Raw genomic sequence first — 23,362 nt, forward strand, 5'->3', positions numbered from 1 at the left:
ATTTGTTAACCATATGAAACGGTGGATAACGCCTCGTCTCGGGGCCTCTCCGGAGGTGAAATTAACCTTTTTGGACAGACAAAAGGCGGCCCGAAGGCCGCCTTCCAATCGCATCCAGGTTCTGGTGTTCAGACGAAGAACTGACCGCCATTCGCCGAAATCGTGGAGCCGGTGATAAAGCCCGCATCGTCGGAAGCCAGAAACACCACGCAACGGGCGATTTCCTCGGGCTCCCCCAGCCGGCCAACGGGTATCTGCGGAATGATACGCTCGTTGAGGACTTTTTCCGGAATGGCGCGAACCATCTCCGTTCCGATATATCCGGGGCAGATGGCATTCACCGTAATGCCCTTGGCCGCTCCTTCCTGGGCTAGCGCCTTGGTGAAACCGAGATCGCCCGCCTTGGCCGCAGAATAGTTGGCCTGGCCCATCTGGCCCTTCTGACCGTTGATGGACGAAATATTGATCACCCGTCCGAAACTGCGCTCCCGCATGCCGTTCCAGATCGGATGAGTCATGTTGAAGAGGCCGGTGAGATTGGTACCAATTACCTCACCCCACTGTTCCGGCGTCATTTTATGGAACATGGCATCGCGGGTTATGCCCGCATTGTTGACGAGAATATCGATCGGGCCCAGCTCGGCCTCCACCCGGGCAATTCCCTCGGCGCAGGCCTGATACTGGGACACGTCCCACTTGAAGACCTTGATACCGGTCTCTGTCTCGAAAGCCTTGGCCTTTTCGTCATTGCCGGCGTAATTCGCGGCGACGCGGTATCCCGCATTCTTCAGGGCCACGGAAATGGCAGCTCCAATTCCTCGGGTTCCCCCCGTTACCAATGCCACTCTTGTCATGCCACTCCCCCACTTCTTGATTGTTTATGGATCGTGAGGCGGACCGGGCACTCCCAGGAACCCGGTCCGCCATGAAACAACGAATGCGCCTCAGAGCGCTTCGAAGCACATGGCAACGCCCATGCCGCCGCCGATGCAGAGCGTGGCAAGGCCTTTGCGCGCACCGCGGCGCTTCATTTCGAACAGCAGCGTGTTCATCACGCGCGCACCGGACGCACCGATCGGATGGCCAATGGCGATTGCACCGCCGTTCACGTTGACGATATCGGGGTTCCAGCCAAGGCCCTTGTTGACGGCACAAGCCTGCGCCGCAAAGGCTTCGTTGGCTTCGACCAGATCGAGGTCGTTGATGGACCAGCCAGCCCTTTCCAGCGCCTTGCGCGAGGCCGGGATGGGGCCCGTTCCCATGACGCTGGGGTCGACACCAGCGGTCGCCCAGGAAACGATGCGGGCCAGCGGCTGGATTCCTCGACGGGCAGCCTCTGCTTCGGTCATCAGAAGCGCAGCCGCTGCCCCATCATTCAGGCCCGAGGCGTTACCAGCCGTAACGGTGCCTTCCTTGTCGAAGGCCGGGCGCAACTTTGCCATGCTCTCCAGTGTGGCACCGTGGCGGATATATTCGTCCTGATCGACGATGACGTCGCCCTTGCGGCCCTTGACGGCGAAGGGCACGATTTCATCGGCGAAACGGCCAGCCTTCTGGGCAGCCTCCGCCTTGTTCTGGGAAGCCAGGGCAAATTGATCCTGCTCGTCGCGGGTCAGCTGGAACTGACGGGCGACGTTCTCCGCGGTGATACCCATGTGATAGCCATGGAAGGCATCGGTCAGGCCATCCTTGATCATCGTATCGATCATCTTCATGTCGCCCATTTTCGTGCCATTGCGCAGATGCGCGCAATGCGGAGCCATGGACATGGATTCCTGTCCGCCTGCGACGATGATCGAGGCGTCTCCGGAAGCGATCTGCTGCATGCCCAGCGCCACGGCCCGGAGACCGGAACCGCAAAGCTGGTTGACACCCCAGGCTGTGGCTTCCTGCGGCACGCCGGCTTTCATCGCTGCTTGACGGGCCGGGTTCTGTCCTTCACCGGCCGGCAGGACCTGCCCGAGAATGACTTCGTTGACGTCCTTTGCATCGACGCCCGCACGCTCGAGCACGGCCTTGACCACGGCTGCGCCCAGCTCATGCGCCGGCACCGAACCGAGCGCGCCGTTGAACGAGCCGACCGCCGTGCGAGCGGCACTGGCGATGACGATGGATGGATTGCTCATGGGATCTCCTCGCTTATGATGCATCGTTAACAGGAAACTGACAAAGCTTGGGGTGCGAGTCAAACGTCTTCGGCAAGGGAGAGGCCACTTGCATACGAGGCTTTGGTCGCGGTTTTGCTATTTTTTAAAAGCATTTCCCGCATCGCACAAAGTTATTGTCATGCCCATTTCTTGAGCATAAAGTCTTAAAGGAAACCCGTCTGGACAGGTCCGGCGTAAGGGGGCAGGGAGACAGGAATGGCGAAAAACACAGGCCAGATCACGATCAAGAAATATGCGAACCGCCGTCTCTACAATACTGGCACAAGCACTTACGTCACCCTCGACGATCTGGCCGTGATGGTAAAGAAGGGGGAAGATTTCATCGTTCAGGATGCCAAGACGGGAGAGGACATCACCCATTCGGTGCTCACCCAGATCATCTTCGAGCAGGAATCCAAGACCGGAAACACGCTTCTGCCCATTTCCTTCCTGCGCCAGCTGATTTCCTATTATGGCGACCAGATGCAGATGGTCGTCCCGAGCTTTCTTGAGCACTCGATGAAGGCCTTCAACGAGCAGCAGGTTCAGATCAGAGAGCAGATGACGCGCGCCTTTGGCGACAGCCCGATTGCCAAGAACCTTCAGGCACCCATGCAGTTGATGGAAGAGCAGGTAAAGCGGAACACGGAAATGTTCCATCAGGCCATGCAGATGTTCTCCCCTTTCATGACCCCGCCCCAGCCCAAGGAAACCAAGAAGGCGGACCCCAAGGATATTGACGAGCTGAAGGAACAGCTGCGCGCGCTTCAGACCAAACTGGATAATCTCTGATCCGCGCCTCGACGGCCGCTGCAGCGCTTAAAGCCCGATGGACACATCCCGGCTTGCGCTGCGGACCGAAACCGCAAAGCCACCGATGACATCGATGAAGGCTATGACCATCAGGATGAAAAAGACCTGGGTGGCAGCATCTCTCACCGCCAGGAATTCCACCAGGAACGCGACGAAAACCAGCAGCGACAGCATGTGGTTGATCAGCGATCCGGAAGAGTTACGGGTGGATTTGATCAGTTCCAGGAAAAAGAAGACAAGGCCGATCAGGATAAAGAGATCTCCAAGGGTTAGCGTCCAGACGGCACCGGAGAGCATGTCCACCTGCAGCAGAGCGGCCTGCAGGCCGCCTATGCCGCCACCGCCGAAGAGACCGATCATGGCGAGGTTGTAGAGCGCGAACGGCACGATCATCAGCGGAATGGCAACAAGCATCGAGAAACCTCATGTCTTCTCAAGGATTAGGCGCCGCGCGACGCAGCCGGCAGAGACAACCACTCCCCTTTGCAAAAGAAAAGGCAGCAAATGAAAAAGGCCGGTAAAAACCGGCCTTTTTCAAATTTCATCGGCGTGAAGCCAATTGCCCGATATCAGGCGTTTTCCTTCGGCGTCAGAACCTGGCGACCGCGATACATACCGGTCTTCAGATCGATATGGTGCGGACGGCGCAGTTCGCCGGAGTTCTTGTCTTCGACGTAGGTCGGGTTCTTCAGACCGTCAGCAGAACGGCGCATACCGCGCTTCGACGGGCTTGTTTTTCTTTTCGGTACAGCCATTTGAGTACTCCACTTGACGGGGCAAAACCGCTTTACTCAGCCCGTTGAGGCTGCCGTGATCACGGTTCAATCTCGGAAATTTGCGCGGCTTATACATGCTCGTTCGCCGTTTGGCCAGCCCTTTTAGCACAAATTGCCGAATCTTCGCGAAGCTCTATCGCTCAGGCTTCGTCTTCCTCGACATACCATGTCTCCTGAAGGGCGGCCTCCTGCCACTTGCGCCAGGCGGGATGGGCCTTCATGGCCGCCATGTATTCCAGCGTATCGGCCGCGGTTACAAGCTCATAAGCCTCGAAGCGGTTGACGACAGGCGCGAACATCGCGTCTGCGGCGGTAAAGGAGCCGAACAGGAAGGGTCCGCCTGAACGCGCCCGACAATCGCGCCAGATCGTCTCGATGCGCTCTATATTCGCGTGTGTGCCTTCTGGCAGGGCGATCTTGCCCGGCTTGCGCCGGATATTCATCGGGCAGGCACCGCGCAGGGCATGGAAGCCGCTGAGCATTTCCATCGAAATCGACCGTGCTTCGGCCCGCTCGGCAACATTCTTCGGCCACAGCCCCGCTTCCGGAAAAAGTTCGGCCACATATTCGATGATGGCCAGCGATTCCCAGACACGAATAGGTCCGTGATGGAGAACGGGAACCCGTCCGACGGGAGAGAGCGTCTTGAATTTGGGATTTCCGGCTTTCATGTCGAAAGGAACAAGAACTTCGGAGAAGGGAACATTGCATCCGGTCAGGGCCAGCCAGGGCCGCATGGACCAGGAAGAATAATTCTTGTTGCCGATATAAAGAACGAGGTCCTGCATGATGATCTCCCGGTTTCAGACAGGTGTTCTAGACCATCTTGCGATATCGAGACCAACGAAATGGATTGAAGTCAGTCATAAAGGCATTTGATGTAATCGCCGGAGCCCGCCGCGCGGCGTTCGATGACCGCCGCGAGACGTTTCAGGCCTCGGCCTGGCTTGCTGGCAATCCTCGTATAGGGATTGGGGAGGGAAACGGCCAGGAGCGCGGCCTGACGGCGACTGAGTTTGGCGGCCGGCACTTTGAAATGATGGCGCGCCGCAGCCTCGATGCCATAAATCCCGGGGCCCCATTCCGCAATATTCAGATAGATCTCCATCATCCGGCGTTTGGACCAGACAAAGTCCGAAACGATGGCCAACGGGATTTCCATGCCCTTGCGCAGGAAGGAGCGGCCGTTCCAGAGAAAAAGATTCTTGGATGTCTGCATGGAGATGGTGCTGGCACCGCGGGTCGGCACACCCTTCAGCGCATCATCGACCACGCCGCGCATCTGGGTCCAGTCGACACCGCTATGGGCGCAGAACTGGCCATCTTCCGACATCATCACGGACTGCACCAGAACCGGAGAAATATCGTCGAAGGCGACCCACCGCCGGTCATAGCCCTTGAAGAGCGCAAGATCGCCGATCATGAGGGTAGAGACAGGATGGAGGAAGGGCACGAGATAGAGAAGGATGAGCGCATAGGGTAGGATCAGGATGGCAAGCACCAGCTTCGCGACCAGCCGCAAACGGCTGCGCACGGTCGTTGCGGCCGGAGCCTTTCGCTCGACAACCGGCAATTCCGCCTCCAAATCCGGAACGGTGTCCACCATGATCCCCAAAATGCTCTCGCTCACCCACGCCGGCCCTAGTCATACCGTCAAGGTTTCCGCAATTCCAGCCTTCCGGCCGGAAAGGCCAAAATGTGTTTAAGGAAGCGATTGCATCCACAGGGCCTTGCATGGCAAACAGCGCCCATGAGCACCAATGGCATTGAGCAGAAACTGCAGGTTCATGCGCGCGCGGTCGAGCAGCTTCTTGATCAGCTGCTGTCCTCGGACTGCCGTGTGGATGAGATCGCCCGCCCTGACCGTTTGCGCGCCGCCATGCGTCATGGCGTTCTCAATGGAGGAAAGCGTCTTCGGCCCTTCCTTGTGATCGAAAGCGCAGCCCTCTTTTCCGCGCCAGGTCCCGCCGCATTGCGGGTCGCGGCTGCATTGGAATGCGTGCATTGCTACTCCCTGGTTCATGACGACCTGCCGGCCATGGACGACGACGATCTCCGCCGCGGGCAGCCAACCGTTCACAAGGCCTATGACGAGGCGACGGCAATCCTGGCAGGCGACAGCCTCTTGACCTATGCCTTCGATATTCTCTGCGCCCCGGAGACCGGACTTCTGCCCGAAACGGCGGTCAAACTCGTGCTCGCCCTCTCCCGGGCGTCTGGAATTGGCGGTATGGCGGGCGGGCAGATGCTCGACCTTGAGGCCGAACGAACCCCTCCCGATGAGGATGGCATTCGGATGTTGCAAGCCATGAAGACGGGGGCGCTCATCCGTTTTGCGACGGAAGCAGGGGCTATCCTGGCCAATGCGCCGGCGGAGGACCGAACCAGACTGCGCCAGTTTGGCGAACAGATCGGTCTGGCCTTTCAACTTGCAGATGATTTGCTCGATCTCACCGCGGACAGCGCGACCATGGGCAAGGCAACGGGTAAGGATGCCGCGCGCGGCAAGGGAACCTTGGTTTCCCTCCATGGGGAGAGCTGGGCGAGACAGGCACTGAAAAGGCTGATCGCAGAATCCGAAACCCTTCTGTCTCCCTATGGCGAGAAAGCCCGAACCCTGCTTCAGGCGGCGCGCTTCGTTGCCGAGCGAAAGAATTAGCCTGCCTGCCCCCTATCCGCTTGGCGTGGCGAAGCCGGATCAGAAAATTCATAGCTGGCGATCTATAGCCCAGAATGGATTTCCGATCTTGTCGGGAGGACAAGTTCGCCTCTGCACAGCAGCGTCTTTCCATCGCTAAAGTGACCCGATCCTTGCAATCGGGTGACCCGATGACGTTATCTCCAGAACTTACTTCCCTGCTCACCGGCTGGGGCGTCTATGTGGCCGCGACCGCCTCCCCCGGACCTGCAATCGTGACCATCATCGAAACGGTTGTAGGGGAAGGCCGAAAGGCCGGTCTGGCCTTGGCCCTGGGCGTATTGACCGGCTCCATGACCTGGGCCTGCCTGACCACGCTGGGTATTTCCGCCCTGATCCGCGCGGAGCCAAAAGCCCTGTTTCTGGTGGAGCTCATTGGCAGCGGTTATCTTTTCTGGCTCGCCTTCGGCCTTATGAAAAAGGCGCTGAGGCAAAGAGCCCTGCCCGGAGCAATAGGCCGGACGGCGCGGAGCCTGCCCCGACACTATGCCAAGGGATATGGCCTGCACCTGACCAATCCCAAGGCGATCATGGTCTGGATCATGCTGACATCGCTTGCCATTCCGGCCGGAGAAAGCGCGAGCCGGACCATCCTTTTCGTCGGTGGCTGCATGCTGCTTGGCCTGATGATTTTTTCGGGCTTCGCACTGCTGTTCTCGGTCCCGGCGGTTCATCGGGCCTATCTGCAGATCCGCCGGCTCTTCGAGGCGGCAGCGGCCCTGTTCTTCACCTATGCAGGAATGACGATGCTTACAACCGCTCTTGCAACGCGCTGTTGCGGGTGAGAATGTCCCGAAGGGCAGAGAGCAACGCCTCGCATTCCGCATCGGTCCCGATGGAAATGCGCAGATAAGGGCCGATTCGGGGCTTGGCAAAATGCCGCACGATCACGGATCGCGCACGAAGCTCCGCCTGCAGCTCTGCCCCCTCGCGGTCCGGGTGGCGCGCAAAAATGAAGTTGGCGCTCGAAGGCAGGACGTCGAAACCAAGCGTCTGAAGCGCGGCAACGAGCCGATCCCGGCTGTCCATCACTTTCCGACGACAAAGTTCAAACCATTCCAGGTCATCGATCGCCGCAGCGGCACCGGCCTGGGCGAGACGGTCGATCGGATAGGAGTTGAAGCTGTCCTTGACCCGCTCCAGCGCATCGATCAGCGGCCGCTGGCCAATCGCGAAACCCACGCGCAATCCCGCCAGAGAGCGCGACTTGGAAAGCGTGTGTACCACCAGAATATTGGGATAGCGCCGGGTTAACGGAATTGCCGTCTCGGCCCCGAAGTCCACATAAGCTTCATCGACGACGATGACCGTGTCCGGCTTGGCGCGGGCGAGACGCTCGATTTCCGCAGCGGCAACGGCAATACCAGTCGGCGCATTCGGATTCGGAAAGATGATCGCGCCGCAATCCCGGTCATAATCGGAAAAGCGGATCCGGAAGTCTTCGGTCAGGGGAATTTCGACCGCCTCGATCCCGTACAGCAGACTGTATGTGGGATAGAAGCTGTAGGAAATATCAGGATAGAGCAAGGGTTTGTCATGCTTCAGCAAGGCGTTGAAGACATGCGCGAGCACCTCGTCGGAGCCGTTCCCGACGAAGACATCCTCGATCGGCACCTCATGCAATCGGGCAATGCTTTCCCGCAGCGCCACGGATGCCGGGTCGGGGTAAAGCTTCAGTCGGTCGTCGGCCGCTTCCCTGATCGCCGCAAGGGCTTTGGGGGAAGGGCCATACGGATTTTCATTCGTATTCAGCTTGATCAGGTTGGCGATCTTGGGCTGCTCACCGGCCACATAGGGCTTGAGCTGGCTGACGATCGGGGACCAGTATTTGCTCATGATTTATTCCGCCGCACTTCGCTGACCGAAGCGCTTTTCAATATAGTCGATGACGAGGGCTTCGAATTCGCTGGCGATATTCGGCCCGCGAAGCGTCAGCGCCTTTTTGCCGTCGATGAACACCGGTGCGGCCGGGCTCTCGCCCGTCCCGGGGAGTGAAATGCCGATATCCGCATGCTTGCTTTCACCCGGACCGTTCACGATGCAGCCCATGACGGCAACGTTCAAAGCTTCCACACCCGGATATTTCTCCCGCCAGAGGGGCATGTTCTTCCGGAGATCCTCCTGAATGCGCTGCGCGAGCTCCTGGAACACGGTTGAGGTGGTGCGTCCGCAGCCGGGGCAGGCAGCCACGACCGGAACGAACTGGCGGAAGCCCATTACCTGGAGCAGTTCCTGCGCCACCTGCACCTCGCGGGTGCGGTCTCCATTGGGCTCAGGCGTCAACGAAACCCGGATCGTATCGCCAATGCCCTGCTGCAGCACGTAGCCCATGGCGGCGGACGACGCGACGATCCCCTTGGATCCCATGCCGGCCTCGGTAAGACCCAGATGCAGGGCATGGTTCGACCGCTCGGCGAGCATCGAATAGACCGCAATGAGATCCTGAACCTGACTGACCTTGGCCGACAGGATAATGCGGTTGCGGGCAAGTCCGATATCCTCGGCCAGCTGCGCCGAGATCAAGGCGGACTGGACGATGGCCTCATGCATGACCTGGCGTGCCGAGAGCGGCGAGCCTTCTGCCGCATTTCTGTCCATCAGGTGCGTGAGCAGATCCTGGTCGAGCGAGCCCCAGTTGACGCCGATGCGCACCGGCTTGTCGTACCGGATCGCCATTTCGATGATATCGCCGAACTGCTTGTCCTTCTTTTCCTTGAAGCCAACATTGCCGGGATTGATGCGATATTTCGCCAGCGCCTCCGCACAGGCGGGATGATCCGCCAGAAGCTTGTGGCCGATGTAATGAAAATCGCCGACGAGAGGGACATCCATGCCGAGGCGAAGAAGACGGTCGCGAATCCTCGGAACAGCGGCGGCGCTCTCATCCCGGTCGACGGTAATCCGCACGATTTCAGAACCGGCGCGGTGCAGCGCAGCCACCTGGGCGACCGTGGCGTCCACATCCGCCGTATCCGTGTTGGTCATCGACTGCACAACGACGGGCGCACCGCCCCCGACAATCACCCCGCCGATATCCACGGCGACCGTGGCACGGCGCGGCTTCGGATCATGTGAATTGTTCGGGGTCATGCGAGGTCTCCCGGCAGCTAGCAAAACGCCCTTTCAGGTGGCGGATGGCTGGGCCATTGTCAAGTTTGGAGGCTTTGCTTTTCGGCATCGAAGGCAGCGGCGAAGAGCCTCACCATGGCTTTCATGTCCGCTTCCGCCGCATCGATGGATGTGAACCGTGCCTTGATACCCTCGACAGCATGCACGAAAAGCCGGGCAGCCGTTTCCGCGTCCAGTCCCTCTTTGCCGCCCGCTGCCCACCGATCGATCACGGCCCCTGCATGTCGTTCCACGGCGCGATACCAGTCATCCATCAGGTCGGCGGCAAAATCCGTCTTCATGCCCAGCAGCTCCTCCCCATGAGGCATCTGGCCAATATTTCTATGGGGCGCGATGAAAGCGATATCGACAAGCTTTTGAAGGCCATCGGCGAGATCGACAGCCTTTTGGGCGGCCACCCCGGCGTCATCCGCCACTTGCCCGGCCAGGGTAGAAAAGCAGGCCCGGAATATTTCCGTCTTGTTGCGGAAATGATTGTAGAGGGCCGGCCTCGACAGCCCCGCCGCCACCGCGATGTCATCCATCGACACTCGCTTGAAGCCATAATTCGCAAAGCAGTGGAAGGCCGCTTCGAGAATCGCTTCACGCCGGGCGCTATTGTTTTCAGATGATATGTTCATGGTTTGACACTTTTACATTTTTTGTCATTATGTAAATATATCTTCTGAAGGAGCTTATACCCCCATGCGCCTCTCTGTGAACGGAAAAACTGTCGAGATCGACGCCGAACCCGAAATGCCGCTTCTGTGGGCGCTACGGGATGTGCTGGATATCAAGGGGCCGAAATTCGGGTGCGGCGCCGGATTGTGCGGTGCCTGTACGGTGATTCTCGATGGAGAGGCGGTACGTTCCTGCCAAACCGCGCTTCAGGATGCGACGGGCGAGATTCGGACCATTGACGGGCTGGCGAAAGGGGAAAACCTGCACCCCGTTCAGCAGGCCTGGATCGACGAACAGGTCGCTCAATGCGGCTATTGCCAGGCAGGCCAGATCATGAATGCGGTCGCGCTTCTGGAGAAGAACCCGAAACCCAGCGATGCCGACATAGACGAAGCCATGTCCGGCAATCTTTGCCGTTGCGGCACCTATCCGCGCATTCGCGCGGCCATTCATCGCGCTGCCGGCCAGGTTGAAGGAGCATAATCATGGCAAGCTTTGGAAAAATTGCCCGTCGCACGTTCCTGTTCGGTGCTGCTGCTGTCGCGGGGGGTGTTGCCTTCGGCTATTACAAATATAGCCAGCCCTTCGACAATCCCCTGGAAAAACAGCTTCTTCCGGACGAGGCGACCCTGAATGCCTATCTGAAGATCACGCACGACAATCGCATTACGGTGATCGTACCCCGCGCCGAAATGGGCCAGGGCGTGACAACCACCCTGGCTGCGCTGGTGGCGGAGGAGCTGGATGTAAATCTCGACCAGCTGACGGTGGAGCATGGTCCGGCGGCGCCCGCTTATTACAACAAGGCGGCGCTGGCGGAAGGCGCCCCCGTTCCCCGCTTCGACGAAGGCTTTGTTGCCGAAACCCTGCGCGGGACCATGGGCGTTCTTTCAAAGCTCTTTGCCCTTCAGTTCACCGGGGGCTCGTCATCCACCATCGATGCCTTCGAACCGATGCGGCGGGCGGGGGCCATGGCGCGTGAAATGCTGAAGGCAGCGGCGGCGGAGAAGTTTGGCGTTTCCAGCGCGGATCTCAAGACGGCTGAGGGACGTGTCAGCCATCCGGCAAGCGGGCGCAGCCTTTCCTATGGCGAATTGGCTGGCGCCGCGGCACGTTTGAAGCCGCCATCGGATGTGACGCTCAAGCCCAGGGAGACCTGGTCTCTTCTTGGAAAACCACAGCCCCGGAAAGACATGCGCGCCAAGGTCACGGGCGCCCCGCTTTATGGTGTCGACGTTTCCTTGCCCGAGATGCTGCACGCCACGATCCGCATGGCCCCCCTCCCCGGTCAGCGTATGGTCAAGATGGATGCTACCGCCGCCAGATCCATGCGGGGCGTCGTACAGATCGTGGAGATCGAGAGCCCCTATGGCCACGGTTTCGGGGTTCTGGCAGACAACACATGGCGCGCCTTCCAGGCCGCCGATGCCGTCGAGGTGGAGTGGGAAAAGCCAACCGCGATTCCTGATGCCAACACCGTGGTGTCCAGCCTTTCGGAAGCGTTCAAGACGCAGGACGCGTTCAGTCTTCGAACCCTCGGCGATCCGGATGCAGTGCTTGCCGCCGCAGCGGCGGACAGGATTGTCGAAGCAGAATATGGCGTTCCCTATCTCGCCCATGCACCCATGGAGCCCATGAATGCAACCGCCCTTTTCAAGGACGGCAAGCTGACAGTCTGGGCTCCCAACCAGTCCCCCAGCGTCATCCAGATGGTGGGCAGCCGCATCACGGGCAAACCGGCTGCCGAAGTCGAAGTGCACACGACCCTTCTCGGCGGCGGCTTTGGACGGCGTCTCGAACCGGATTTCTCAGACTATGCGATCCGCCTCGCCATGGCGGCCGAGGGCAAGCCGGTGAAGGTAATCTGGACGCGGGAAGAGGATATGGGACACGGCGTTTTTCGGCCCGCGGCGATAGGTCGTTACCGGGCCTCGCTGGGGCCGGACGGCATGCCCTCCGCGCTGACCGGTTCCATCGCCAGCCAATCCGTTGTCGCCGGCATGATCGGGCGTATCGCACCTTCCGTTCCGGTTGCCGGCCCGGACAATACCATGCTGGACGGCGCCTATAACCAACCCTATGCCTTCGACAACCACCGTATCGATGCACGAAAAGTGAATCTGCCCGTTCCCGTCGGTTCCTGGCGATCGGTCGGCTATTCCTTCAATGCCTTCATGCAGGAATGTTTCCTCGATGAAATCGCCCTGGCTGGCAAAATCGATCCACTCGAACTGCGACGCCGTCTGCTCAAGGATAGTCCAGCTGCCTTGGGCGTGTTGAACCGGGTTGCCGAAATGGCCGATTGGAAAACCCCGCCCGCAGCCGGCAGGGCTCGAGGCCTTGCCTATAATCTCTCTTTCGGAACTCATGTGGCTGAAATCGTGGAGATTTCCGGTGATCCTGCCTCAGGAATAAGGGTCGAGAAGGTTTGGTGTGCAGCCGATCCAGGCCTGGTCCTCGACCCGAAGATTTTCGAGGCGCAATTGATGTCGGGTATCCTGTTCGGGCTTTCCGCAGCCATGTTCCAGGAAATATCATTCGGGTCCGATGGGGTCGAGCAACTGAATTTTGCCGACTATCCGGCCCTGCGCATCGAACAGGCTCCGATGATCGAAATCGCCTTCCTGCAAGATTCCAGCTTCATGGGAGGCGCCGGGGAACCCGGTACGCCGCCCTCGATGCCGGCTCTTGCAAATGCGGTCGCTCGTCTGTCCGGAAATCGTATCCGGACGCTTCCGCTTTCCAAATCCGTCGCCTTCGTGTGACGGTCTATTGCCGGATGCGATCGGCGTGGCGGGCAAGTCCCGCCAGCAGGAACACGATCATCAGGAGGAGCGGCAGAAACAGGAAGACCGGGGAAAAACCGAAATGCTCGGCCGCAAACCCGATGATGGAGGGGGCGGCCAGCAAGCCGGAATAGCCCATGAAGGTCGCAACGGAAAGGCCCACACCGGGCGCCATGCCCGGAATATTGCCGGCTGCCGAGAAGGCAATCGGCACCATATTGGCAATGCCGAGGCCACACAGTGCAAAGCCGGCGATCGCCACAGAGGGACTGGTCGCGAGCCCCGCAGCCAGCATGCCGATCAAGGCCAGCAACGCAGAGGCACGGAGGGTCGTCACCGCACCGAAACGGTCGCGCACGAGGTCTCCGAGAAAGCGCATCAGGGCCATCGTGCCTGAAAAGGCCGCGAAGGCGAAACCCGAGACGATCAGATCGGCTCCCAGTTCCTGCCGCACGTAAAAGGCGCCCCAATCCAGAACCGCGCCTTCGGGAACCATGGAAAACAAGGCCATGCACCCGAAAATCCAGGGCAGCGGCTGAAGTGGCAAGCCCCGCTTGCGCTCCGCATGCTCGGCCGGGGTCGGTGCATCCTTCAGAACAAGCGGCCAGGCAACCGCCAGCATCAGGAGGGACGCGGCGGTGGCAATGGTGGCATGGGCGGTAATGCCAAACCAGCTGATCAGAAGACCGCCTGTCGAAGCACCGATCAATCCGCCCAGGCTCCAGAAGGCATGGCAGGAAGACATGATCGCCCGCCCCATGGCCTTTTCCACCGCCACGGCATTGGTATTCATGGCGACGTCCATGGCACCCATGAAGCCGCCGAACCAGAAGATGGCGACCGCCGCAAACCAGACCTTGCCCGCATAGGTGAGCAGCAGGAGCGACGGCAGCAGGAAAACAGCCATGATCTTGGCCACGCGCGCCGATCCGAACCGCGCCATCAGCGCACCGGAAACGGGCATCAGCGTAAGCGATCCACCACCCAGCAAAAGGATCATGAGCCCGAGTTCGCTTTTGCTCAGGAGCAGTCGCTCGGCAAAATCGGGAATTTTGGGCGCCCAGGCACCCACCATGAAACCGTTCATCAGGAACAGCAGCGAAACGGCAAGACGGATCGGCGGAAAAAAGGACGAACGGGCTTGCGTGGAAGAAGACAAGGTAGAATCGGACACGAAATGCTCCCGGGCAATGTGCGCGGGAGCATATTTAAAACGTTTCAGTTCTCAACCCGAATTATAGGGGTAAGCAACCACGATTTGTAACGGCACCTTACAAGGCAGGTCCGAGGCCGGTCTCCCGCCGGCCTCGCCTCTTAACCGAAGACGATCAGGAGATCCTTGGCGTCGATCTGGTCGCCGGCCCGGACGAGGACTTCTGCGATGGTGCCGTCCTTTTCCGCATGCAGGGCCGTTTCCATCTTCATCGCTTCGATGGAGAGCAGAACGTCCCCCGCCTTGACCGCCTGGCCGGCGGCCACGGCAACCGTGGAAATGACGCCCGGCATGGGCGCGCCGAGATGGGCGGCATTGCCGAGTTCGGCCTTGCGCCTTACCCCGTTTCCACCGGCGCCATGCGTCCGGTCCGGCACCTTGATGCGACGCGGCTGGCCGTTCAGCTCGAAGAAGACGGTGACCATGCCCTTTTCGTCGACCGGCGTGATGGCCTGGTTGAGGATGACCAGGGTCTTGCCCTTCTCGATATCCGCAAAGAGCTCGTCGCCGGGCTGCAGACCGTAGAAGTAGGAAGGCGTCGGCAGCACGGAGACCGGCCCATAGGTTTCGGCGGCCATGGCGAAGTCGGTGAAGACCTTGGGATACATCAGATAGGAGGCGAACTCCTGATCCGTCACATCCCGGGCAAGCTTTTCCTCGATGGCCTTGCGCTCCGCATCGAGGTCCGCATCGGCAAGCAGAGAGCCAGGGCGGTCCGTATAGGCTTTTTCACCCTTAAGGGCCTTTTTCTGCAGGTCTTCGGGCCATCCGGCCGGTGGCTGGCCGAGGTCGCCCTTGAGCATGGAGACGACCGATTCCGGGAAGGATACATCCTTGGCCGGGTTCAGCACGTCGCCGACCGTCAGGTCCTGACTGACCATCATCAGCGCCATGTCGCCGACCACCTTGGAAGACGGCGTCACCTTCACGATGTCGCCGAACATCTGGTTGGCATCCGCATAGGCCTGCGCCACCTCGTGCCAGCGGGTTTCGAGACCGAGGGAACGAGCCTGTTCCTTGAGGTTGGTAAACTGCCCGCCCGGCATTTCGTGCAGGTAGACTTCCGAGGCCGGCCCCTTGAGATCGCTCTCGAAGGCCGCATACTGATTGCGCACAGCTTCCCAATAGAAGGAAATGCGGCGGATCCATTCCGTATCCAGCCCAGGATCGCGCTCCGAACCGGCAAGCGCCTCGACGATGGATCCGAGGCAGGGCTGCGAGGTGTTGCCGGAGAAAGCGTCCATGGCCGCATCGACCGCATCCACACCCGCTTCGACAGCCGCAAGCACGGTTGCCGCCGAGATGCCCGATGTGTCATGGGTGTGGAAATGGATCGGCAGACTTGTCGCCTCACGCAACGCCTTGAAGAGAACCTTGGCGGCAGCCGGCTTCAGCAGACCCGCCATGTCCTTCACGGCGATGATATGAGCACCGGCCTTTTCCAGTTCGGCAGCAAGGCTCGTATAGTATTTCAGGTCATATTTCGGGCGGGCCGAATTGAGGATGTCGCCCGTATAGCAGATGGCGGCCTCGCAGAGCTTGCCCTCTTCCGCCACCGCATCCATCGAGACCCGCATGTTCTCGACCCAGTTCAGGCAGTCGAAGACGCGGAACAGATCGATCCCGCCCTTGGCTGCCTCGCGAACGAAGTACTTCACCACATTGTCCGGGTAGTTCTTGTAGCCCACACCGTTTGCCCCGCGCAGCAGCATCTGCAGCAGCAGGTTCGGCGCCGCCTCGCGGACCAGCGCCAGACGCTCCCACGGATCTTCGGTCAGGAAGCGCATGGACACGTCGAAGGTGGCCCCGCCCCAGCACTCGAGCGAGAGGAGGTTCGGCAGCGCGCGGGCATAGGTGCCGGCAATTGCCGCGATATCATAGGTGCGCATGCGGGTGGCCAGCAGTGACTGGTGACCGTCGCGCATGGTCGTGTCGGTCATCAGCACCTGGGTCTGGGCGCGCATCCAATCCGCGAAGCCCTTCGGCCCCAGCCGATCGAGCTTCTGCTTGGTACCATCGACGACAGGCGCCTCGATGAAGGGTACGATGGGCGCGGCAGCATCCGCCGACGGCTTCGGCCGGCCCTTGGCCTCCGGATGGCCGTTGACGGTTACATCGGCGATGTAGGTGAGAAGTTTCGTTGCGCGGTCCTGACGCTTCACCTGGGCGAAGAGTTCCGGCGTCGTGTCGATGAACCGCGTCGTGTAGGAATTGTCGCGGAACTTCGGGTGGCCGATGATCGCCTCGAGGAAGGTGAGGTTGGTGGCAACGCCGCGGATACGGAACTCGCGCAATGCGCGATCCATACGGCGGATGGCTTCCTCGGGAGACGGCGCCCAGGCGGTGACCTTCTCCAGCAGCGGATCATAGTAGCGGGTAATCACGGCACCCGAGTAAGCCGTACCGCCATCGAGACGGATACCGAAACCGGTGGCGCCGCGATAAGCGGTGATGCGGCCGTAATCGGGAATGAAGTTCTGTTCGGGATCTTCGGTCGTAATGCGGCACTGGAGGGCATGGCCGTTGAGACGGATGTTCTCCTGCGCCGGCACGCCGGATTCCGGCGTGCCGATGGCAAAACCATCCAGAATATGGATCTGGGCCTTGACGATGTCGATGCCGGTCACCTGTTCGGTCACGGTATGCTCGACCTGAATGCGCGGGTTGACTTCGATGAAGTAGAATTTGCCCGTATCCGCATCCATCAGATATTCGACGGTGCCCGCACCGATATAATTGGTCGCCCTGGCGATCTTGAGCGAATAGGAGGCAAGCTCCTGCCGCTGCGCTTCGGTCAGATAGGGCGCCGGCGCACGCTCGACGACCTTCTGGTTGCGGCGCTGGATCGAGCAATCGCGTTCGAAAAGATGGACGACATTCCCATGGGTATCGCCGAGGATCTGGCTTTCGACATGGCGGGCATTTTCGACGAGCTTCTCGAGATAGACTTCATCCTTGCCGAAGGCAGCCATGGCCTCGCGCTTGGCTTCCGTTACCTCTCGGGCAAGATCGGCTTCGGAGCGGATGACGCGCATGCCGCGGCCACCCCCACCCCAGGATGCCTTGAGCATCACGGGATAGCCGACATCCGCCGCCATCTGGCGAACCTTTTCCATATCGTCGGGAAGCGGCTCGGTGGCAGGAACGACCGGCACGCCCACCTCGATGGCCAGGTTGCGGGCAGCCACCTTGTTGCCGAGGCGGCGCATCGTGTCACCCTTGGGGCCGATAAAAATAATGCCCGCGGCGTTGCAGGCATCGACGAATTCAGGGCTCTCGGACAGAAGACCGTAACCCGGGTGGATCGCATCCGCGCCGGACAGCTTGGCAACCCGGATGACCTCATCGATCGAAAGATAGCTTTCGATCGGTCCGAGATCGCGGGACAAATGCGGGCCGCGGCCCACCTGATAGCTTTCATCGGCCTTGAACCGGTGAAGCGCCAGCTTGTCTTCCTCCGCCCAGATCGCAACGGTCTTGATACCGAGCTCGTTGGCGGCGCGGAAAACGCGGATGGCAATTTCGGAGCGGTTGGCAACCAGGATCTTCGATATGGACAAGACGATCTCCTCACGACGTCAGCCTCAGGGCGCCGGGCGAAGCCCAAGCGTCACTTCCTTAGCGGCTCACGTCCCCAAGTCAATTTCCCCTGTCGACCGCAAAGGGTCCAATTACGACTTTGGTGGAAGATCACTTCCTGGATTTCGATGAAAAAACCGGCTCGAACTCGAAAAAACCCGCGCTCCAGCCTTCGCGGATGCAAAAATAAGGTGGAATCTGCCGCCGCACTGCAAAAAACAGAACAAAATCCGGCGATACGACATTTTTACACATTTTTTATCGGCACTGGTAATTTTTGCCTTGTTATTCCCGGTTCGACGCGGCCAAGGCACGCCTCGTTCCGCTGTAGTTCAGCCGCGATGTCGCAGCGCAGCAGAGCCCGTGCTCCGTTAATCCTGAGTTCAGCTAGGCTTCTGTACCCTGCCGCCCAAATGGAGAAAGACGCGAAAGGATCCGTTGTGTCGCTATTCCAGGTCTATGCCCGCGCCTTGAGCTACCTTTCCGCCTTCCGGATGAGGGTTTCGCTTGTCGTTGCGGCCAACATCGTGCTGGCGGTGATCACCATTGCGGAACCCATCTTGTTCGGGCGCATCATCGATGCGATTTCCTCCCGCGAAACGGTGACGCCCATGCTTCTGGCCTGGGCTGGCTTCGGTGTTTTCAATACCATTGCCTTTGTGCTCGTGGCCCGTGAAGCGGACCGCCTCGCTCATGAGCGGCGCGCATCGCTTTTGACCGAAGCTTTTGGCCGCATCATCTCCATGCCGCTTGCCTGGCATAACCAGCGCGGCACCTCGAACGCACTGCACACATTGTTGCGGGCCTGTGAAACGCTGTTCAGCCTCTGGCTGGAATTCATGCGCACCCATCTGGCAACGGCCGTGGCGCTCGCCCTTCTGATCCCGACTGCTTTCAGCATGGATTACCGTCTGTCGATCGTTCTGGTCGTGCTCGGCATTCTCTACTGGATCATCGGCCGCGTCGTCATGAGCCGCACCAAGGAAGGGCAGGCCTCCGTCGAGGCGCATTACCATACGGTCTTTTCTCATGTGAGCGACGTGATCTCCAATGTATCGGTCATTCACAGCTACAACCGCATAGAGTCGGAAACCCGGGCCCTGAAATCCTTCGCAAGCCAGCTCATTTCGGCCCAGCTTCCGGTGCTGGACTGGTGGGCGCTGGCCAGCGCGCTGAACCGCATGGCATCGACCATTTCCATGATGATCATCCTCGTCATCGGCACGGTCCTCGTGCAGAACGGGGAGATCAAGGTGGGTGACGTGATTGCCTTTATCGGCTTCGCAGGCCTTCTCGTTGGCCGTCTCGACCAGATGCGGGCTTTCGCCACCCAGATTTTCGAGGCCCGCTCGAAGCTCGAAGACTTCTTCAAGCTGGAAGATGCCGTGAAGGATCGGGAAGAACCAGCCAATTCCAGCACGCTCGACAAGGTGCGGGGCGATGTGGAATTCCGCAATATCTGCTTCGACTTCGCCAATGCGACCCAGGGCGTGCGCGATATTTCCTTCAAGGTAAAGGCCGGCCAGACGGTTGCCATCGTCGGACCGACCGGTGCCGGCAAAACCACCCTCATCAACCTGCTGCAGCGCGTCTATGATCCGCAGAGCGGATCCATCCTGATCGATGGAACGGATATTTCGACCGTCACGCGCAAGTCGCTTCGCGCATCCATCGCAACCGTGTTCCAGGATGCGGGCCTGCTCAACCGATCGATCCGCGACAATATCCGGCTCGGCAAGGAAGAGGCGGATGACGAGGCCGTAAGGGCAGCAGCCGATGCGGCTGCCGCGGCCGAATTCATCGAAAGCCGCCTGAATGGCTTCGATACGGAAGCGGGCGAGCGCGGCAACCGGCTTTCGGGCGGCGAACGGCAACGCATTGCCATTGCCCGCGCCATCCTCAAGAACGCCCCGATCCTCGTTCTGGACGAAGCGACCAGTGCCCTCGACGTGGAAACCGAAGCCCGGGTCAAATCGGCTATCGACAATCTGCGCAAGGATCGCACGACCTTCATTATCGCCCACCGTCTTTCCACCGTGCGCGAGGCCGATCTGGTGATCTTTCTGGATCATGGCAAAATTATCGAAATGGGTGGTTTCGACGAACTCAGCCACAGCAATGGGCGCTTCGCGGCCCTGCTTCGTGCAAGCGGCATCCTGACCGATGACGAAGTGCGCAAGGCGCACGAAGCGGCCTGAGCCATCCTTATTCCCTTTCCTTCGCCGCTCGCGCCCAAAGCGCGGGCGGTCTGCTTTTGGCAGCCAGAAAGGGGAAACGGTCAGGCGGCATGAGGCGCAGACCCGTTGACGACGCAGGACAGGCAGGCAACAAGGGCTGAGCAGTCCGGCCACAACAGGATCAAAGCGCATGCCCCTTCACATCGAAACCCCGCTTCTGGAAACCTCAACCACCTATTCGGCAACCGGCCGGCCTCTGTTGCTGAAGATGGATGCTCTGCAGCCTTCGGGCAGTTTCAAGCTCCGAGGCATCGGCAAGCTGTGTGAAGCGGAAGTGGCGGCGGGCGCTCGCGCCATCTATTGCGCGTCGGGAGGCAATGCCGGCATTGCCGCAGCCCATGCAGGCCGGGCGCTCGGCGTTCCCGTCACGATTGTCGTCCCCGAAACCACGGGGGCGGATGTACGCGCCCGCATCGAGGGGGTGGGCGCTCGGGTGGCGGTGCATGGCGCAGCCTTCGATGAGGCGGACCAGTTTGCTCGGGAAGCGGCAAAGGCGGAAGAAGCAGCCTATGTGCATCCCTTCGATCATCCTTTGCTCTGGGAGGGTCATGCCAGCCTGATCGATGAAGTGGTCGCGTCAAGAAAGCCCTTCGACTGCGTGGTGGTAAGCGTCGGCGGCGGTGGACTGATGAGCGGGATGATTGAAGGCCTGCGCCGCAATGGGCTGAGCCATGTGCCTCTCCTGGCCGTAGAAACGGAAGGGGCCGCATCTCTGGCGGAAAGCCTGAAGGCAGGCGAACGGGTGAGCTTGCCGGCCATTACCTCCATCGCCACCTCGCTCGGCGCAAGACGGGTGGCCGAGCGAACCTTTGACGATGCCCGCAGCCATCCCACCATCAGCCTTACCGTTACGGATGCGGATGCGGTGGCAGCCCTGCTGAAATTTGCCGACGCGTTCAGGCTACTGGTCGAACCTGCCTGCGGAGCGGCCCTTGCCGTCGCAGATGTCCATGCGGAGCTGCTCTCTCGCTACCAGAACCCGCTGGTCGTTATCTGCGGAGGCATTGCGGTCTCGCTCGACAAGATCCGGTCCTGGCAGGAAATGCAGCAGTCTTGAGACAGAAAAACCCGCGATGGAAACCATCGCGGGCGAACTGTTGTCAGCTATGAACGATAAGGATCAGGCCCAGGGATGGGACGAGGCATTCGCCGTTTCGAAGCGGTCGATGGCAGCGCCCTTTTCAAGGGTCAGGCCGATATCGTCGAGGCCGTTCAGCAGGCAGTGACGCTTGAAGGCGTCGATCTCGAAGGAGACACGACCGCCATCCGGACCGGTGATTTCCTGGCTTTCCAGGTCAACCGTCAGCACGGCATTCGAGCCGCGCTCGGCGTCATCCATCAGCTTGGACAGGTTTTCCGGGCTGACCACGATCGGCAGGATGCCGTTCTTGAAGCAGTTGTTGTAGAAGATGTCGGCGAAGGACGTGGAGATCACGCAACGGATGCCGAAGTCGAGCAGCGCCCACGGCGCGTGTTCGCGCGAGGAACCGCAGCCGAAATTGTCGCCGGCGACCAGGATCTGCGCATTGCGATAGGCCGGCTTGTTCAGCACGAAATCCGGGTTTTCCGAACCGTCTTCCTTGTAACGGGCTTCGGCGAAGAGACCTTTGCCGAGACCGGTGCGCTTGATCGTCTTCAGGTAATCCTTGGGGATGATCATGTCGGTGTCGATGTTGACGACCGGAAGGGGCGCGGCAACGCCGGTGAGCTTGACGAACTTGTCCATGGATCTGGGCCTTCACGCGTTTCAGGAATTCTCTTGGGCCATAGAGGAATTCCGCGGAAATTTGAAGGGGAATCTTTTGTCTCCCGGCCGGAAAGGCCGGGTCGGCAAAAGCCTCGACGATCACATGTCGATGATGGTCCCGCGTCCGTCGTTCCAGATACGGGTGACGCGTTCACCGGGACGCTTGGCTTCGGTACGGACATGGACCGGCTTCGGCTGCGGCATCATCGCCCGCGCGGCCATGGTCAGCGACAGGATCGCCGCAAGAACCAGCCCGAAAGACAGCGTTACGAAACCGAGAAAGCCGAGAACCACAACACTGCCGGCCGCAAAGAGAAGGGAGAGGAGACCGTGCATGACAAAATCCTTTCGTTAAGTTCCATATGGTCCCGGCATGGCCTGTCCGCAAGGGGGAGGCCTTTCCTGATCGCGCGGCTTGCGCGGACTTCGAAAGCTTGGCAAAACGGGCCATGCGCATCACCCGTTCGTCCCGTCCGCTTGTTCCCCGCCGCTCGGCGCTCAGCATTCCAGCCGTCAATCTGCGGGCGCTGGAAAAGGCCGCGACCCTTTCTGCCGATGTTTTCATCCTCGATCTGGAGGATTCTGTGGCAGAGGAGAAAAAGAACGAGGCCCGGGACAATCTGAAACGCTTCTTCGGGGCCCTTCCGTCAGACAGGCAGGCGGAATTTGTCATCCGGATCAATTCGGCCGACAGTATCCATCTGGGCGCGGATCTGGAAACGGTTCTGGCCTGCGGACCGGATGCAGTGTTGTTGCCGAAGGTGGAAACGCCCCGCGTCATTCTCGACGTGGCAGACAGGCTTTCCGAAGCCGACGGTGCGGACGCCATGCGCATCTGGGCCATGATCGAGACCCCCCGGGCGGTTCTGAATGCCGCGCTGATTGCCGAGGCGGCCCATACGCCGGATGCACGACTGGAAGCCTTCGTCATCGGCCTCAACGATTTGCGCAAGGATACCGGCGTCTTGCCGGAAAAGGGCCGGCAATACCTCGTCCCATGGATGATGCAGATTCTTCTGGCAGCCCGCGCCTACGGCCTCGACGCGCTGGACAGCGTCTCCAACGACTTCCGCGACCTCCCCGCTTTCGAGGCGGAATGTCAGCAGGGCCGGGCTATGGGTTTCGACGGAAAGATGCTCATTCATCCTGCCCAGATCGAAGCGGCAAACCGCTGCTTTGGTCCGTCGGAGCAGGCACTTGAAGAGGCTCGCCGTATCGTCTCGGCCTTTGCAGATCCGGCAGCAGCCGGTCTCGGCGTCATCAATATGGACGGACACATGGTCGAACGCCTGCATCTTGAGCAGGCCGGGCAGCTCATCGCCCTTGCCGATCGCATCGCTTCACGAAAGGACAGCCCATGAAACTCTACCGTTTTCTGACGGGGCCCGACGATTCCGCCTTCTGTCACCGTGTGACCGCTGCGCTCAATGCCGGATGGGAACTGCATGGCGCCCCCAGCCTGACCTTCAACCAGGAAGCCGGCAAGACCTATGCCGGCCAGGCTGTCGTCAAGGATGTACCGGGCAAGGATTATACGCCCGACATCAAGCTGTCCGACTATTAGGAATGGGGCGATG

22 protein-coding genes are annotated in these 23,362 nt (G+C 60.1%); 9 read left to right on the forward strand and 13 right to left on the reverse strand.

Going from position 1 to position 23,362, the window contains the following annotated elements; all coding sequences use genetic code 11:
- Positions 1–128: 128 nt before the first annotated feature.
- The gene (gene phbB / locus ACT54B_RS15105; protein WP_476045946.1) at positions 129–854 is read right to left on the reverse strand and encodes an acetoacetyl-CoA reductase; all 726 of its coding nucleotides are present in this window, start codon (positions 852–854) and stop codon (positions 129–131) included.
- 90 nt (positions 855–944) lie between these two features.
- Complete coding sequence (locus ACT54B_RS15110) at positions 945–2,126, reverse strand: acetyl-CoA C-acetyltransferase (protein ID WP_476045947.1); 1,182 nt, start codon at positions 2,124–2,126, stop codon at positions 945–947.
- A 237-nt stretch (positions 2,127–2,363) separates the two neighbouring features.
- On the opposite strand from ACT54B_RS15110, the gene phaR reads away from it, so the two are divergent.
- Entirely contained in the window at positions 2,364–2,939 is a 576-nt protein-coding gene (phaR, locus tag ACT54B_RS15115; protein ID WP_476045948.1) for a polyhydroxyalkanoate synthesis repressor PhaR, read from the forward strand.
- Between the two features lie 27 nt (positions 2,940–2,966).
- Here the strand turns inward: phaR and ACT54B_RS15120 are convergent, their stop codons facing one another.
- The 4 genes from ACT54B_RS15120 to mtgA form a co-directional block, all read right to left on the reverse strand.
- The gene (locus ACT54B_RS15120) at positions 2,967–3,374 is read right to left on the reverse strand and encodes a hypothetical protein (protein ID WP_476045949.1); all 408 of its coding nucleotides are present in this window, start codon (positions 3,372–3,374) and stop codon (positions 2,967–2,969) included.
- Positions 3,375–3,529: 155 nt separating this feature from the next.
- Positions 3,530–3,715 carry a 50S ribosomal protein L32 gene (gene rpmF, locus ACT54B_RS15125; RefSeq protein ID WP_476045950.1) on the reverse strand — a complete coding sequence of 62 codons (186 nt, stop codon included), beginning with the start codon at positions 3,713–3,715 and terminating at the stop codon, positions 3,530–3,532.
- Between the two features lie 161 nt (positions 3,716–3,876).
- Entirely contained in the window at positions 3,877–4,524 is a 648-nt protein-coding gene (locus ACT54B_RS15130; RefSeq protein ID WP_476045951.1) for a glutathione S-transferase family protein, read from the reverse strand.
- 71 nt (positions 4,525–4,595) lie between these two features.
- On the reverse strand, positions 4,596–5,342 hold the full coding sequence (gene mtgA, locus ACT54B_RS15135; protein WP_476046233.1) for a monofunctional biosynthetic peptidoglycan transglycosylase: 747 nt from the start codon (positions 5,340–5,342) through the stop codon (positions 4,596–4,598).
- Between the two features lie 144 nt (positions 5,343–5,486).
- Between mtgA and ACT54B_RS15140 the strand changes: the two genes are divergently transcribed.
- Both ACT54B_RS15140 and ACT54B_RS15145 read left to right on the forward strand, forming a co-directional pair.
- Positions 5,487–6,395, forward strand: coding sequence for a polyprenyl synthetase family protein (locus ACT54B_RS15140; protein ID WP_476045952.1), 909 nt, complete (start codon positions 5,487–5,489; stop codon positions 6,393–6,395).
- Positions 6,396–6,565: 170 nt separating this feature from the next.
- Positions 6,566–7,219, forward strand: a complete 654-nt coding sequence (locus tag ACT54B_RS15145; RefSeq protein ID WP_476045953.1) for a LysE family translocator — start codon at positions 6,566–6,568, stop codon at positions 7,217–7,219.
- Here the strand turns inward: ACT54B_RS15145 and hisC are convergent.
- Genes hisC through ACT54B_RS15160 form a run of 3 tightly spaced genes read right to left on the reverse strand, consistent with a single transcriptional unit; the run spans position 7,185 to position 10,183 of the window.
- The gene (hisC, locus tag ACT54B_RS15150) at positions 7,185–8,270 is read right to left on the reverse strand and encodes a histidinol-phosphate transaminase (RefSeq protein WP_476045954.1); all 1,086 of its coding nucleotides are present in this window, start codon (positions 8,268–8,270) and stop codon (positions 7,185–7,187) included. The two genes, ACT54B_RS15145 and hisC, sit on opposite strands and share 35 nt — an antisense overlap.
- A gap of 3 nt (positions 8,271–8,273) precedes the next feature.
- Positions 8,274–9,524, reverse strand: a complete 1,251-nt coding sequence (ispG, locus tag ACT54B_RS15155; protein ID WP_476045955.1) for a flavodoxin-dependent (E)-4-hydroxy-3-methylbut-2-enyl-diphosphate synthase — start codon at positions 9,522–9,524, stop codon at positions 8,274–8,276.
- Positions 9,525–9,583: 59 nt separating this feature from the next.
- Positions 9,584–10,183, reverse strand: a complete 600-nt coding sequence (locus tag ACT54B_RS15160; RefSeq protein ID WP_476045956.1) for a TetR/AcrR family transcriptional regulator — start codon at positions 10,181–10,183, stop codon at positions 9,584–9,586.
- Positions 10,184–10,247: 64 nt separating this feature from the next.
- On the opposite strand from ACT54B_RS15160, the gene ACT54B_RS15165 reads away from it, so the two are divergent.
- Complete coding sequence (locus tag ACT54B_RS15165) at positions 10,248–10,706, forward strand: (2Fe-2S)-binding protein (protein ID WP_476045957.1); 459 nt, start codon at positions 10,248–10,250, stop codon at positions 10,704–10,706.
- A 2-nt stretch (positions 10,707–10,708) separates the two neighbouring features.
- Positions 10,709–12,988, forward strand: a complete 2,280-nt coding sequence (locus ACT54B_RS15170; RefSeq protein ID WP_476045958.1) for a xanthine dehydrogenase family protein molybdopterin-binding subunit — start codon at positions 10,709–10,711, stop codon at positions 12,986–12,988.
- Between the two features lie 4 nt (positions 12,989–12,992).
- Here the strand turns inward: ACT54B_RS15170 and ACT54B_RS15175 are convergent, their stop codons facing one another.
- Both ACT54B_RS15175 and pyc read right to left on the reverse strand, forming a co-directional pair.
- Entirely contained in the window at positions 12,993–14,183 is a 1,191-nt protein-coding gene (locus ACT54B_RS15175) for an MFS transporter (RefSeq protein WP_476045960.1), read from the reverse strand.
- A 140-nt stretch (positions 14,184–14,323) separates the two neighbouring features.
- Positions 14,324–17,782: a pyruvate carboxylase gene (gene pyc, locus ACT54B_RS15180; protein ID WP_476045961.1), complete on the reverse strand. Its 3,459-nt coding sequence runs from the start codon at positions 17,780–17,782 to the stop codon at positions 14,324–14,326.
- Between the two features lie 459 nt (positions 17,783–18,241).
- Between pyc and ACT54B_RS15185 the strand changes: the two genes are divergently transcribed.
- Positions 18,242–19,999, forward strand: coding sequence for a glucan ABC transporter ATP-binding protein/ permease (locus ACT54B_RS15185; RefSeq protein ID WP_476045962.1), 1,758 nt, complete (start codon positions 18,242–18,244; stop codon positions 19,997–19,999).
- Positions 20,000–20,168: 169 nt separating this feature from the next.
- Complete coding sequence (locus ACT54B_RS15190; RefSeq protein ID WP_476045963.1) at positions 20,169–21,095, forward strand: pyridoxal-phosphate dependent enzyme; 927 nt, start codon at positions 20,169–20,171, stop codon at positions 21,093–21,095.
- A 63-nt stretch (positions 21,096–21,158) separates the two neighbouring features.
- Here ACT54B_RS15190 and leuD read toward each other — a convergent pair whose 3' ends face one another.
- The gene (leuD, locus tag ACT54B_RS15195) at positions 21,159–21,764 is read right to left on the reverse strand and encodes a 3-isopropylmalate dehydratase small subunit (RefSeq protein WP_476045964.1); all 606 of its coding nucleotides are present in this window, start codon (positions 21,762–21,764) and stop codon (positions 21,159–21,161) included.
- A 120-nt stretch (positions 21,765–21,884) separates the two neighbouring features.
- The gene (locus tag ACT54B_RS15200) at positions 21,885–22,121 is read right to left on the reverse strand and encodes a hypothetical protein (protein WP_476045965.1); all 237 of its coding nucleotides are present in this window, start codon (positions 22,119–22,121) and stop codon (positions 21,885–21,887) included.
- Between the two features lie 113 nt (positions 22,122–22,234).
- On the opposite strand from ACT54B_RS15200, the gene ACT54B_RS15205 reads away from it, so the two are divergent.
- Both ACT54B_RS15205 and ACT54B_RS15210 read left to right on the forward strand, forming a co-directional pair.
- Positions 22,235–23,146 carry an HpcH/HpaI aldolase/citrate lyase family protein gene (locus ACT54B_RS15205; RefSeq protein ID WP_476045966.1) on the forward strand — a complete coding sequence of 304 codons (912 nt, stop codon included), beginning with the start codon at positions 22,235–22,237 and terminating at the stop codon, positions 23,144–23,146.
- On the forward strand, positions 23,143–23,349 hold the full coding sequence (locus ACT54B_RS15210; protein ID WP_476045968.1) for a DUF1737 domain-containing protein: 207 nt from the start codon (positions 23,143–23,145) through the stop codon (positions 23,347–23,349). The genes ACT54B_RS15205 and ACT54B_RS15210 overlap by 4 nt, the downstream gene beginning before the upstream one ends.
- Positions 23,350–23,362 lie beyond the last annotated feature (13 nt).

It is taken from the genome of Gellertiella sp. DMC107, assembly GCF_056313605.1.